The organism is Anaerolineales bacterium (assembly GCA_025808555.1).
Classification (GTDB): Bacteria; Chloroflexota; Anaerolineae; order Anaerolineales; family UBA11579; genus JAMCZK01.
This window is the reverse complement of record CP075526.1, coordinates 43,266-55,194: the sequence shown is the minus strand read 5'-3', so window position 1 is coordinate 55,194 and position 11,929 is coordinate 43,266. Positions and strand designations below refer to the sequence as shown.

Genomic DNA, 11,929 nt, shown 5'->3' with positions numbered 1-11,929 from the left:
AGGTATTTCGTATACTAAACGCCAGAATGGAGAATGAGATTATAAGGGGTAAAACGGAAATGAATCAACCCCAAAGATCAGAGTTGGTGACGCGTTTTACGGGCTTTTCGGAGCGAATTTCAGGATTTAAGGCCTGGCAGAGTTGGCAATTGGGCTTGTGAAGCCACATTTTCCAGATTCAGCTTGGGAAGATCTTCGATCTTGCTGAGGCCGAAATGCTGCAGGAATTCAGAAGTGGTGGAGTACAGGATGGGGCGGCCCGGGCCATCAGCGCGGCCAGCTTCTTCCACCAGGCCGTGGGTCAGCAACGAGCGGATCGAGCTGTCGCTGTTGACGCCGCGCACAGAGTCGATCTGCGGGCGGGTGATCGGCTGCTGATAGGCGACGATGGCGAGGCACTCCAGCGCCGCGGCGCTGAGGCGAGTGGTCGCCTCGAGATGCAGGAAGCGCTCGACCAGCGGCGCGGCCTCCGGGGCGCTGATCAGGCGCAGCTCACCGCGGTAGCGCTGCAGGCGAATGCCGCGGGTGGCGAAGGCTTCTTCCACCGCCGGCAGGGCGGCTTCCACCTGCTTGGGCGGCACTTCCAGCGCGGTGGCGAGCTGGTTCACTGCCACCAAGCCGGGGGCGACGAAGAGCAGCGCTTCAATGCGCGCTTCGAGGGTGAGTTTTTCTTCGTTTGCTGCTGCAGATGCCTTTTTTGCCGCCATGCTATATTAGCTTTACCTTTCGATGAGCAAGCGCGCATTATACCAGCCGGGCCTTTTGGCCCAACTTTTATGCCTGCTGCTGGCCCTGGCTGCCTGCAGCCAGGCCGCCAGCGCCGAGGCGATCAGCGTTAGCGTGACAGCCGACGGCGAAAGCCGCGCTGTCAGCGTGGCGGCCGGCAGCCGGGTCAGCGATGCGCTGCAAGCGGCGGGCGTGACCCTGGGCCCGCTGGACCGCAGCGAGCCGCACAGCCTTGCGCAGCTGGCGGACGGCGACGAGATCCGCGTGGTGCGAGTCGAAGAAGCCTACGAAGTGGAAGAGCAGGCGCTGCCTTTCGTCTCGCGCACATTGCAGAACGAGGCGCTGACGGTGGGTGAGCAGCGCCTGATCCAGAACGGCGTTAATGGGCTGGAAGAAGTCACATATCGCCTGCTGTATGAGGACGGCGAACTGGTCTCACGCACGGCGGTGCGCTCGCAAGTCATAACTCCCCCGGTGGAAGAGATCGTCATGATCGGCGCGCAGTCGTCATTTAGCGCGGTCACTATTCCTGGGCGGCTGGCGTTTCTGGCGGGCGGCAATGCCTGGCTGCTGGAAGACAACACTGGGGCGCGCCAGGCGCTGGTCACCACCGGTGACCTGGATGGGCGCATCTTTGAAATTTCGCCGGATGGCGATTGGCTGTTGTTCTCGCGGGCCAGCGAGGTTGAAGGCCAGATCAATACCCTGTGGGTGGTGAGCCTGAATGACCTGCGCCTGATCGAGCTTGGAGTGGCCAACGTGGTGCATTACGCCGGCTGGGCTCCCGGTGGAGACGCTACCCAGATCGCTTATTCCACCGTAGAACCCAGCCCCAACCCGCCCGGCTGGGCAGCCAACAATGATCTGTGGTTCATCAACTTTACGCCCGGCGGCGAAGTAACCGAGCCGCGCCAAGGGCTGCCCGCACGGCGCACGGATAGCTTGTACAGCTGGTGGGGCTCGGCGTACGCGTGGAGCGCGGACGGCGAGACGCTGGCCTTCACCCGGCCGGATGCAATCGGCAGCGCCGATATTGACACTGACCGCCTGCAGACCCTGCTGGCGCTGACGCCGTACCAGACCAACAGCCATTGGGCGTGGATGCCGACGCTGGCCTGGGGCGATGATGGCTGGCTGTATACCGTTGAGCATGCCGAGCAAAGCGGCGTCGAAAGCCAGCAACGCTCGCAGCTGTTTGACCTGGTGGCGCTCTCGCCGCAGGGCGAGCTGCGCCGCCTGGCGCAGAACGTGGGCATGTTCGCCAACCCGGCGCCGGAGCCCGGAGGCGGGCAGGTGGCCTACCTGCGGGCCTTTACGCCCACCCAGAGCGACATCAGCAGCTATGAGCTGATGGTGATCACGTCAGAGGGCGGCAACAGCATGGCGCTGTTCCCGCCGCAGGGCGCGGCTGGCCTGCAGCCGCAGCGCCTGGCCTGGTCACCAAGTGCTGATGCGGGCGGGATGATCGCCTTCGTATACCAGGGCAATTTGTGGCTGGTGAATGTGCTGTCGGGCGAGGCGCGCCAGCTGACCGGGGATGGCCTGGTGAGCGCGGTGAGCTGGGAGTAAGAGTCCACAGATGCACACAGATAAACACGGATAATTCTTGGCAATAACTTTTGTTCTTTTTGGCGTCCATCTGTGTTTATCTGTGGACGATTTGATTTGCCCCGGCGTGTTAAAATGGCTTGTTTGTAGCAGTACTCCAAACCTAAAAGAGAGCGTACATGCGAATACTGGTAACTGGCGCGGCGGGCTTCTTAGGCTCGCATTTGTGTGACCGCCTGCTGGCTGAGGGGCACGAAGTGGTGGGCATGGACAATTTTGTCACCGGTAAGCCGGAGAATTTGGCCCACCTCAGCACCAATGAGCGCTTTTTGTTCATCCGCCACGATGTCTCCAACTACATCTCCGTACCAGGCAAGCTCGACGCGGTCATGCACTTCGCTTCGCCGGCCAGCCCCAATCCCAATTCGCCCATCGGATATCCCAATCTGCCCATCCAGACCATGAAGGCCGGCGCGCTGGGGACCCACAATACCCTGGGTGTGGCCCTGGCCAACAATGCCCGTTTCATGCTGGCTTCGACCAGCGAGATCTACGGCGACCCGCTGGAACACCCCCAGAAAGAGAGTTACTGGGGCCATGTGGACCCGATCGGTGAGCGCTCGGTGTATGACGAGGCCAAGCGTTTTGCTGAGGCGCTGACGATGGCGTATCACCGCTTCCACAAGGTGAACACATGCATCGTGCGCATCTTCAACACTTATGGCCCGCGCATGCATGTGGATGACGGCCGGGCGGTGGCCAACTTCATCCAGCAGGCGTTGCGCGGGGAGCAGCTGACCATTTACGGCGATGGCCAGCAAACGCGCAGCTTCTGCTATGTGGATGACCTGATCGAGGGCATCTACCGTTTGCTGACCTCGGATATTCACGAGCCGGTGAACATTGGCAACCCGGATGAGATCACTATTGAGCAGTTTGCCAAAGAGATCGATGGGCTGGTGGGCAAGAACGCCGGGTTGGTCTATCAAAAGAAGCAGTTCCTGCCGGGTGATCCCTTGCGCCGCCAGCCTGACATTGCGCGGGCGCGCGAATGGCTGGAGTGGGGGCCGACCATCTCGCTTCGAGACGGGTTGAGCAAGACCATCCCATACTTCCGTGAGCAGCTGGGGTTGGAATGACCGTGCGCAGCAAGCGGCGTGAGATCAAACGCTTTGCGCGCTTTTCCACCGTGGGCGCTTTTGGCGCCGTGGTGGACTTTGCTGTATTCAACGTTCTGCTGAACGTGCTGCATGTGCTGCCGATGGTTAGCCAGGCTGGCTCATTCCTGGCGGCGGTCACCAGCAACTTCATTCTGAACCGCAAGTGGACCTATAAGGATTCGCGCTCCAAGCCGTGGACCCAGCAGCTGGCCCAATACGGCCTGGTGAACCTGGTCGGGCTGCTGATCCGCACACCGATCTTCAACGGCCTGGCGGCCTGGTTCGACCGGTTGGCGGGCACGCGCCCGATGCCCTTTGGCCTGAGCACCTATTCGGTTACACACAACCTGGCCCTGGCCGGCGCCATCGGCATCGTGCTCTTCTGGAACTTCTTCGTTAACCGCTTCTGGACCTATGGGGATGTGGAGTTAGGCAAGTAGAGAACGAGCCACACTATTCCCAACAAAAGAGCACGGTGAAGGCCGTGCTCTTTTGTTGTGCCTTGCAAGCTAGCCTGGCGGCAGATTAGCCGCTGCTTTAGCGATCTCGTTTGGCGTTAGGCGGATATCAAAATTCTCCAGTTGGTATACGCGCATGGCCTTACCGTCTTGTGAGACCTCTAAGCCGCTGCTGACCAACCCGGCGTCTTCCAGCTTTTTGAGGTGCATGATCAGCAGAGGGCGGCTGATGTTGAGGTCGCGCGCCAGCTGGCTGACATAGTTGTTCTTGTCGCGCAGGGCTGCGATGATGCGCAGGCGGTGCGGGTTGTCCAGCGCAGCCAGAACGAGGGGGAGATCATGCTCGGGGTTCTGGGGGCTGCTCATTGAGTCAGTCTCTTGGCATGGTGCTGTGCGGGGTTATTCAACCTCGCGCAGCATCTTCTCGATCTCAGCCATTTTGCCGCGCAGTTCCTGAACGCCTTCGTTGATCTCTGCGAGTGTAGCCTTAACATCGGCTGAATTCTCTCGTGACTTCCCTTTGAGTACGGTCGAAATGAAAGCGAAGGTGATGGCTACAACGGCAACGATCATGATGAACAGATAAGGGGTGGTTTCGAACATTTTGTCTCTCTCTCCAGCTTGGTATGTGTAATAAAAATATTACATGTGTATTGTTTATTTGTCAAGCGTTAACGTAAAAGAGCCGCCCAAGCTGGGCGGCTCTTTGTTGTAAGCGAGTTGCGTTTACAGCCCCAACAGGCGGGCCAGCGAGTCGCTCCAGAAGATGCCAGCCGCCATTAGAAGGCCAGCGATGGCATGCAGCTGGATGGTGGTGGCGTTGGCGCGCACCAGGCTGCGCTCGCGGTACTCACGCAGGATGATGCGGCTGGTTTGGATGGCCAGCGGAGCGGCGATGAGGATCAGCAAGGCACCGATGGGGAACAAGCCGCTGACCAGGGTCCAGTACAGCGCCAGGCCAAAGGCGGCTGCCAGCAGCAGAATATAGCCATAGCGAGCGCGGTCCTTGCCCAGCACCACCACGAGGTTCTCTTTGCCGGTGGCCTTGTCGGCGGCTTCGTCGGGGAACTGGTTGATCCACAGGATGGCGATGGTGAGCAAGCCAATGGGCACGCCCACCAGGAAGTCCGCCAGGGTCACGCGGCCGGTGAGTGCGTACACCGTGCCGGCCACGGCCAGCGGGCCGAAGCTCAGGCCCACGGCCAACTCGCCGAGGCCCTTGCGGGCGGCCAGGCGCAGCGGGGGCGCGGTGTAGAAGTAGGCGAAGAACGCGCCAACCAAGCCGAAGGCCAGCAGGCCCCAGCCGCTCTGCAGCGCTAGCACCAAGCCCATCGCCGAGGACAGTAGCAGAGCGATGCTGCCGACCGCCAGCAGGGTCTTCTCGTTCACCAGGCCAAGCTCGATCGAGCGGCTGCCGCCGGAGTAGGGCAGGAAGTAATCATTGTTGGCGGGGTCGGTGCCGCTGGTCCAGTCAAAGTAATCGTTGAAGGTATTGGCGGCCACATGCAGCAGAATGCCCGCAAACAGCGCCAGGAAGAACTTGCCGGTGGGGAAGGGTGTGACGATGTTGTTGGCCGCCACCCAGGCCGCGCCGATGAGGATCGGCACGATGACGGCGGTGAGGAACGGAGCGCGGGTGATGACCAGCCAAGTGAAGATCTTGGTCATCAGGCTGATCTTGGGCATGGCCTCTTTGACCGGCATGTCGATCTCTTCGGTCACGCCGCAAAAGCCGTTCTGCACGCCATCTTTGAAGGTGGGGGTGATGCGAATGTCGGCGGCGAACAGCTCACCGTTCTTGCGCACGAAGACCGTGCGGCCCACGTACTCGCCTTCTTTGGAAGCTGTGCCCAGCCAGGTGGGCACGTGCTCCAGCACGACCTGGCCAGGGGAGAACAGCGACACGCGCTTCTTGCCGATGATCTCTTCTTTGGTGTATCCGAACATCTTCTCCGAGCCGTCGCCGAAGGTTTCGATGCGGCCTTCCATGTCACAGGTGATAACGGATTTTGCAAGGGTCTTTGCCATAACAGTCTCCTAGCGGTTATCGAAAGTATCTACTTGTGCGTTTCATCACAATTATAGAGGGTTCTGCACTCTTGTCAACGCAGAAACCGGCCGGAATTATGCCAAACGCGAAACCAAAGACAGGCAGAAGCGTATAACATGGTGCAAGCGAACAGTGAGGAGATCCATTGCAGCCTGATGAACAGAAATGGCTGCGCCTGGCCCAGCAGGGCAATGCGCAGGCTTTTTCACAACTGGTGGAGCTGTATGCAACACCAGTACATAACTTGTGCTATCGGATGCTGGGCAACACGCAGGATGCGGAGGACGCCGCGCAGGAAGCTTTCCTGCGCGCCTTCAGGGCCATCGGCCGCTATGACCCCAAGCGCAAGTTTGCCAGCTGGCTGCTGAGCATCGCCGCCAACTACTGCATCGACCAGTACCGGCGGGCGCGGTTGAACACCATCTCACTGGACGAGTCGCCTGAGGCCAGCCTGGGCGACAAGAGCGCAGGCCCGGCGGCACGGCTGGTGCAGCGTGAAACGCACGACGAGCTGCAAGCCTTGCTGGCCCGCCTGGACCCACGTGACCGGGCGGCCATCATTCTGTATTACTGGAATGACCTTTCGTACGAGGAGATCGCTGCGCAGCTTTCCCTCAGCGAGAGTGCGCTCAAGAGCCGCTTGCACCGCGCCCGCCGCAGCCTGGCCGACGCGTGGGAACGTAGCCAGCAGCACCCTGCAACAAGGAGCAAGAAACATGAACAAGCCACTGCACAAAACTGAAACGATGCCACCCGGCTGGGCCGCGCTGGAAGAGCGCCTGCGCTCGGCCGAGATGGTGGCGCCGAGGGCGGGCTTTGCCCGCCGCTGGCAGGCGCGCTGGCGCGCCGCCGGCGCCGAGACGCCGCAGGTTTCCCGCGCCCAGGCCGCCGGGCTGCTGGCAGCCTCCGGCCTGCTGACGCTGGCGCTGTTCGTGCTGTTGCTGGCGCTGCTGCCGCCGCTGGATGCGCTGCAGCCGGGCGGCTTGCTGGCCGATGCGCTGCGTTATCTCAGCGTGCTGGGTGTGGCTAGCCGCGTGCTGGTGACCACGCTGAGCAGCTTTCTGGCTCAGGTTCCGAATGTTGTATGGATCGTAATGAATACCAGCGCATTGGCAGCCCTGGTGCTGACCGTGCTATTACTGGATCGTAAGCATGTACGCAAGGAGACAAAATGATTCGTTCTAAATGGTTTGCAGCCCTGCTGTTGGCTGCTGTAGCTGTGCTGGCTGTACCGGGCGTGGCCTTTGCCGCTCCGGCTGAGCTGCCGGCCTTTGATGAGATCGTGCTGGGGCGTGACTTCACGCTGGAAGCTGGCCGCACCCTGAATGGTGACCTGGTGGTGCTTGGCGGCAGCCTTGTGGTGGAAGAACGCGCCCAGGTGAACGGCCAGGTGGCCGTGATCGGTGGCGATGCTGACATCTCTGGCAGCATTGACGGCGACCTGGTCGTGGTGGGTGGCGCAGCCACCCTCAACGCCGGCGCCTTGCTGAGCGGGGACTTGATCGTGCCGACCGGCCAGGCCGAGATTTCGCCCAGCGCCATCGTGAGCGGTAGCACGGTGTATGACGTGCAATTCCCCTGGGGTGATGGCGAATGGTCTCGCAACCCGGGCATGCGCGATTTTGGCAATGTGCCCCAGCCGCAGACGATCATCCGCGAAGTTGGCCGCGGCGTCTGGGCTGAGTTCGTGTGGATGCTGTTCCGCTCGGTGGCGATGGCTACGGTAGCTTTGCTGCTGGTGCTGTTCATGGAGCGCCACATGCGCCGCGTGGCTGGTGTGATCACCGAACAGCCGCCGATGGCGGCGGGCGTTGGCCTGCTGGCCGTGCTGGCGGTGGGCGCGGCCACTGTGATGCTCAGCATCACGCTCATCTTCATCCCCGTGGCGGTGCTGCTGCCCTTCCTGCTGGTGACCGCCTGGGCCTTCGGCTGGATCAGCCTCGGCCTGGAGGTCGGCCGCCGCATGGCGGACGCCTTCAAGGCGGTATGGTCGCCGGCGCTGCAAGCCTTGCTGGGCACCTTCACGCTCACCTTCGCCACCGGCGCGGTGGGTTGGGTGCCGTGCCTGGGCTGGCTGCTGGGCGTGGTGGTGGGCCTGGCTGGCCTGGGCGCGGTGGTGCTGACTCGCTTTGGCGGGCAGGATTACCCCGGCCCGGGGGCGGTGGTTGCGCCCGCGGCCACGCCGCCGGCGCTGCCCGCACCGCGCAAGCGCGCTGCGGCAAAGACCGCCGCGACCAAGAAAAGCACGCGCCGCAGCTAGCTGCTCTACACAAACGAAAAAAGACCCGCCAACGGCGGGTCTTTTTTGTTGCCAAGCTGCGCATGTTATACTGGCCTTATTCAGTTCGTTTCCCACTTTTGAACGATATGCAACCTTCTGCAACCACCTGGGTTAATTTAATTGACGCTGCTCTGGACGGGCGCACGCGTGGCTGAGTGGACTGACGAGAAGATACTCGCCAAAGCCACCCAGGGCGATAGTGAGGCGTTTGGCATGCTGTATGACAAGTATGCAGGGCGCATCTACAACTATATCTACTATCGCACTGGCAGCACGCAGGACGCCGAAGACCTGAGCTCACGGGTCTTCTTCAGAGCCATGCGGCACATTACCAGCTATACCGATCGCGGCGTGCCGTTCTCCGCCTGGCTGTACCGCATTGCGCACAACCTGGTGGCCAACTGGCACCGCGACAGCAGCCGCCGGCAGGAAGTGGAGCTGGAGGACGGCTACCGGGCCAGCAAGAGCGAGGAGTACCCGGAAAGTGTGCTGATGGAGACGGAGGAGCAGAATGCGCTGATGCGTCTCATCCGCAATCTGCCGGAGGAGCGCCAGCAGCTGCTGATCCTCAAGTTCACTCAGCACATGTCCAACGCTGAGATCGGGCAGATCATGGATCGCACCGAAGGGGCGATCAAGAGTTTGTATCACCGCACGCTGCTTTCGCTGCGTGAGGAGATCCGCAAGGATACATCCGGCCATTTTTCGTTGGAAGATTTTGGCCAACTGCCGGATGAGGAGTAGGGCTGAGCTATGAGCGGAATCATTTGGCCATGGGAGCGCAAGAAGGTGCAGCGCGAGCTGGATTCAGTGGAGGACATGCTCGAATCCGTGTTCAAGCCGGTGGATGCGCGCCCTTCGTTCACGGCGGATCTGCGCAAGCGCCTGGTGCGCAAGCCTGGCCCGCTGGCCAAGGCCAGCCTGACCACGCTGGAGCTGGTGCTGCTGATCGGTGGGGCGATCGCCGGCGTGCTGGTGTTCTTCTTCACCGTGGTGCGCTCGGTGGCGAACCTGCTCACGGGGCGCCGCGCCAAGAAGGCAGGCGGCCGGGCCGCAGCCGCCGAGAAGACTGATAGCAAGCCGCAAGGCAAGTTGAAGACTAAAAAACGGGCCGCTTCGTAAGCGGCCCGTTTTCTTGTGGGTGGATTGCTTCGTCCATCTTGTTACGCAATTGTGCATCCCGAGCGTAGCGAGGGATCCTTGGGGCTGAGTTAAGACGCGTTGCGCGGAAGATTGCTCTGAACGGATTCCTCACTGATGTAGAGTCGGCGATCTGGCGTGGCTGTATGCACTCGTTCGGAATGACACAGCTTCGATTTGTGGGGGTCCGTTCTGTATGTGACAAGGAAGTATTGCTATTAAGCGAAGCTCTCGTTTGGAAACAGCATCCGTATCAACTGGCGCGCGTCGGCAATGAGGTCAATGTCCTCCGGGAAAAAGGAGTCCTCGGCCAGGTTAGGGCGCAGTTTGGGCTGGCGCAGGCGCTGGATCAGCTGGCGCAGCTCTGGCTGGGTATCGTCCTGCGCCAGCATATGGCGGAAGTGCTCGATGACCGAGTTGGTGTCGAGGTTCATGCCGGCTTCGCCCAGATGAGCCTTGATGGCCCAGCCAGCGGCGCGGCGGGCGCACACGCGGGCCATGCCTTCGTTGCCACGCGCCCGGGCCGCATCCGCCGTATTCAACTCGTGTTGAACAGACTCCTGCCAGCTCATGCTTCGGCGAACTTCTCAACCACGCGGGCAATGTGCTGGGTGGCCTTGAGGTACAGATCCTCGCGGATGTTCTCGTTGGGCGCGTGCACCAGCGCACCGGGGTAGCCCAGGCCGGCGGTGACCACCGGCAGCTTGAGGTAGTGCAGGAAGGCGTGATTGGGCCCGGAGCCGCCGCTCATCGGCACACGCGTCATCGGCACGCCATAGACCTCGGCGGCGGTTTCCACCACCATGTTGAGGAACGGGTCGCTGGGGTCAGTGCGGCCGGGAGGCTCGCTGCCCAGCTCCTTCACTTGCACATCGGTGAAGCCTTCCGCGTCAAGGAAGGCGCGCAGGCCTTTCATCACGTCTTCAGGGGTCTGGTTTGGCACCAGACGGAAGTCGATCTTGGCGCTGGCCTTGGCGGGCAGAACGGTCTTGGTGCCGGGGCCCTGGTAGCCGGCGGTCAGTCCGCTGATGGTCATGGTGGGTTCGAGGAACTCCTGCAGGGCCAGGTTTGGGTTGCCCTCGGTGCCGCGCAGGAACTCTTTCACACCGTAGCGCTCTCTGTAGTCATCGCCCTCATAGGTGAGGGCGGCGGCCAGCTGGCGGTCCAACTCAGTGGGCGGCACGACCTTATCGTAGTGGCCGGGGATACGGATGCGGCCATCCGGGCCTTTGAGGCTGTTGAGCGCCCAGACGAGGCGCCAGGCGGCGTTGGGGAAGATGGAACCGCCCAACCCAGAATGTACATCGGTCTTGAGTAGTTCCACGGTGAACTCGACATAGCAGATGCCGCGCATGCCCATGTACTGGATGGGCTTGTCGTTGGCGTCCACATAGCCAAACTCCCAAATGCACGCATCCGCAGCCAGCTTGTCGGCATGCTTCTCGACGAAGGCGGGCATGTGGATGCTGCCGATCTCCTCTTCGCCTTCGACGACGAACTTGATATTACATGGCAGCTCGTCACTCTGTGCCAGCAGGCTGTCGAGGGCGAACAGGCGGCTGACGAAGTGGCCCTTATCGTCGCTGACGCCGCGCGCGTACATCTTTCCGTCCTTGCGGGTTGCTTCAAAGGGCGGTGTATGCCACAGCTCCAGGGGCTCGGCCGGCTGGACGTCGTAATGGTTGTAGAAGAGCAGGGTCTTGGCCGTATTGCGGCCCTTGCGCTCAGCGTAGACCACCGGCGCGCCGCCAGTGGGCATCACCTCAGTGGCAAAACCGCGCTTGGCCAGCATGGCCTGGACGACCTCAACCGCCTCGTCAATGCCGATCCCTTGGGCGGCGACGCTGGGCACGGCGCATAGCTTGGCGAGCTCGTCCAGACTGGCGTCTAGATTGGTGGCAATGTATTGATCTGCTTGCTTGAAATCGGCCATTGCTGCTCCTTCGTTGTTTTAACCACAGATGAACACAGATACTTCCTCAAAGCTAACCACAAAGAGAGCAAGGTTAGCAGTTAGTTCGCGAAGTAGGGCAACCTGAACAAACCGGCCCCTGCCAGCGCGATCATCAGCATCTTCAGCACCTGACCCAGCCAGCAGGCCAGCAGGAAGCGCGGCAGCGGCATGCGCAGCGCGCCGGCGGCGATGCCGCTGAGATCTACGATAGGGTTGGGCACCGCCGCCAGCACGAACACGGTCAGCATGCCGTTGCGCTGCATCCAGCCGACCATGCGCTGGTAGGCCGCCGTATTCTCGATGGCGGCCTGGCCGCTGAAGCCGGCCAGGTAGCCGGTCAGCTCGCCCAGGGCGGCGCCGCTGCCCGCCGCCAGGGCTACGCCCAGCGGCGGCAGGTGTGCGCCCATGGTGAAAACGACCAGCGCGGCGGGCGCGGGCAGGAACACAGTGGCGTACGAGATAAGCGTAAGCAAAAACAGGCCCGGGTAACCCAGCGCCTGTAATTGGCTTGTGTATTCGTCAGGCAGAAAGACGATGGCTAGGCTGACGCCGACCACCAGCAGCAGGGCCAGGGCGCGCCACAGCTTGAGATTGGCTGGGCGCGCCGCCACG

Annotated in this window: 15 protein-coding genes; 8 read left to right on the top strand and 7 right to left on the bottom strand. The window is 61.7% G+C overall.

What is annotated here, in order from left to right; all coding sequences use genetic code 11:
* Positions 1-119: 119 nt before the first annotated feature.
* Positions 120-707 carry an SMC-Scp complex subunit ScpB gene (gene scpB, locus KIT08_00310; GenBank protein UYN89700.1) on the bottom strand — a complete coding sequence of 196 codons (588 nt, stop codon included), beginning with the start codon at positions 705-707 and terminating at the stop codon, positions 120-122.
* Between the two features lie 22 nt (positions 708-729).
* On the opposite strand from scpB, the gene KIT08_00305 reads away from it, so the two are divergent.
* From KIT08_00305 to KIT08_00295, 3 genes are all read left to right on the top strand, one after another.
* Positions 730-2,295, top strand: a complete 1,566-nt coding sequence (locus tag KIT08_00305; GenBank protein UYN89699.1) for a G5 domain-containing protein — start codon at positions 730-732, stop codon at positions 2,293-2,295.
* A gap of 158 nt (positions 2,296-2,453) precedes the next feature.
* On the top strand, positions 2,454-3,413 hold the full coding sequence (locus KIT08_00300; GenBank protein UYN89698.1) for an SDR family oxidoreductase: 960 nt from the start codon (positions 2,454-2,456) through the stop codon (positions 3,411-3,413).
* On the top strand, positions 3,410-3,874 hold the full coding sequence (locus KIT08_00295) for a GtrA family protein (protein ID UYN89697.1): 465 nt from the start codon (positions 3,410-3,412) through the stop codon (positions 3,872-3,874). The genes KIT08_00300 and KIT08_00295 overlap by 4 nt, the downstream gene beginning before the upstream one ends.
* Before the next feature lie 69 nt (positions 3,875-3,943).
* Here KIT08_00295 and KIT08_00290 read toward each other — a convergent pair whose 3' ends face one another.
* The 3 genes from KIT08_00290 to KIT08_00280 form a co-directional block, all read right to left on the bottom strand.
* On the bottom strand, positions 3,944-4,258 hold the full coding sequence (locus KIT08_00290; protein ID UYN89696.1) for a winged helix-turn-helix transcriptional regulator: 315 nt from the start codon (positions 4,256-4,258) through the stop codon (positions 3,944-3,946).
* A gap of 33 nt (positions 4,259-4,291) precedes the next feature.
* Positions 4,292-4,495: a hypothetical protein gene (locus KIT08_00285; GenBank protein UYN89695.1), complete on the bottom strand. Its 204-nt coding sequence runs from the start codon at positions 4,493-4,495 to the stop codon at positions 4,292-4,294.
* 123 nt (positions 4,496-4,618) lie between these two features.
* The gene (locus KIT08_00280; GenBank protein UYN89694.1) at positions 4,619-5,920 is read right to left on the bottom strand and encodes a UbiA family prenyltransferase; all 1,302 of its coding nucleotides are present in this window, start codon (positions 5,918-5,920) and stop codon (positions 4,619-4,621) included.
* A gap of 167 nt (positions 5,921-6,087) precedes the next feature.
* Here KIT08_00280 and KIT08_00275 point away from each other — a divergent pair, with 167 nt between their 5' ends.
* From KIT08_00275 to KIT08_00255, 5 genes are all read left to right on the top strand, one after another.
* Positions 6,088-6,684 (top strand): sigma-70 family RNA polymerase sigma factor, encoded by a 597-nt coding sequence (locus tag KIT08_00275; GenBank protein ID UYN89693.1) that lies wholly within the window; start codon positions 6,088-6,090, stop codon positions 6,682-6,684.
* A complete protein-coding gene (locus KIT08_00270; protein UYN89692.1) occupies positions 6,659-7,117 on the top strand; it encodes a hypothetical protein in 459 nt (152 codons plus the stop codon). Before KIT08_00275 ends, KIT08_00270 begins: the two co-directional genes overlap by 26 nt.
* Complete coding sequence (locus tag KIT08_00265) at positions 7,114-8,202, top strand: polymer-forming cytoskeletal protein (GenBank protein ID UYN89691.1); 1,089 nt, start codon at positions 7,114-7,116, stop codon at positions 8,200-8,202. The genes KIT08_00270 and KIT08_00265 overlap by 4 nt, the downstream gene beginning before the upstream one ends.
* 168 nt (positions 8,203-8,370) lie before the next feature.
* A complete protein-coding gene (locus KIT08_00260) occupies positions 8,371-8,967 on the top strand; it encodes a sigma-70 family RNA polymerase sigma factor (GenBank protein UYN89690.1) in 597 nt (198 codons plus the stop codon).
* 9 nt (positions 8,968-8,976) lie between these two features.
* Positions 8,977-9,345 (top strand): hypothetical protein, encoded by a 369-nt coding sequence (locus KIT08_00255; GenBank protein ID UYN89689.1) that lies wholly within the window; start codon positions 8,977-8,979, stop codon positions 9,343-9,345.
* A 236-nt stretch (positions 9,346-9,581) separates the two neighbouring features.
* Here the strand turns inward: KIT08_00255 and KIT08_00250 are convergent, their stop codons facing one another.
* The 3 genes from KIT08_00250 to KIT08_00240 form a co-directional block, all read right to left on the bottom strand.
* On the bottom strand, positions 9,582-9,935 hold the full coding sequence (locus KIT08_00250) for a hypothetical protein (protein UYN89688.1): 354 nt from the start codon (positions 9,933-9,935) through the stop codon (positions 9,582-9,584).
* Positions 9,932-11,296, bottom strand: coding sequence for a M20/M25/M40 family metallo-hydrolase (locus KIT08_00245; protein UYN89687.1), 1,365 nt, complete (start codon positions 11,294-11,296; stop codon positions 9,932-9,934). Before KIT08_00245 ends, KIT08_00250 begins: the two co-directional genes overlap by 4 nt.
* A gap of 80 nt (positions 11,297-11,376) precedes the next feature.
* The gene (locus tag KIT08_00240; GenBank protein UYN89686.1) at positions 11,377-11,928 is read right to left on the bottom strand and encodes a VTT domain-containing protein; all 552 of its coding nucleotides are present in this window, start codon (positions 11,926-11,928) and stop codon (positions 11,377-11,379) included.
* Position 11,929 lies beyond the last annotated feature (1 nt).

Excerpts from the sequence above, each read along its gene's own strand:
- scpB (UYN89700.1), bottom strand. The coding sequence starts at position 707 with ATGGCGGCAAAAAAGGCATCTGCAGCAGCAAACGAAGAAAAACTCACC.
- KIT08_00305 (UYN89699.1), top strand. The coding sequence starts at position 730 with ATGAGCAAGCGCGCATTATACCAGCCGGGCCTTTTGGCCCAACTTTTA.
- KIT08_00300 (UYN89698.1), top strand. The coding sequence starts at position 2,454 with ATGCGAATACTGGTAACTGGCGCGGCGGGCTTCTTAGGCTCGCATTTG.
- KIT08_00295 (UYN89697.1), top strand. The coding sequence starts at position 3,410 with ATGACCGTGCGCAGCAAGCGGCGTGAGATCAAACGCTTTGCGCGCTTT.
- KIT08_00290 (UYN89696.1), bottom strand. The coding sequence starts at position 4,258 with ATGAGCAGCCCCCAGAACCCCGAGCATGATCTCCCCCTCGTTCTGGCT.
- KIT08_00285 (UYN89695.1), bottom strand. The coding sequence starts at position 4,495 with ATGTTCGAAACCACCCCTTATCTGTTCATCATGATCGTTGCCGTTGTA.
- KIT08_00280 (UYN89694.1), bottom strand. The coding sequence starts at position 5,920 with ATGGCAAAGACCCTTGCAAAATCCGTTATCACCTGTGACATGGAAGGC.
- KIT08_00270 (UYN89692.1), top strand. The coding sequence starts at position 6,659 with ATGAACAAGCCACTGCACAAAACTGAAACGATGCCACCCGGCTGGGCC.
- KIT08_00265 (UYN89691.1), top strand. The coding sequence starts at position 7,114 with ATGATTCGTTCTAAATGGTTTGCAGCCCTGCTGTTGGCTGCTGTAGCT.
- KIT08_00255 (UYN89689.1), top strand. The coding sequence starts at position 8,977 with ATGAGCGGAATCATTTGGCCATGGGAGCGCAAGAAGGTGCAGCGCGAG.
- KIT08_00250 (UYN89688.1), bottom strand. The coding sequence starts at position 9,935 with ATGAGCTGGCAGGAGTCTGTTCAACACGAGTTGAATACGGCGGATGCG.
- KIT08_00245 (UYN89687.1), bottom strand. The coding sequence starts at position 11,296 with ATGGCCGATTTCAAGCAAGCAGATCAATACATTGCCACCAATCTAGAC.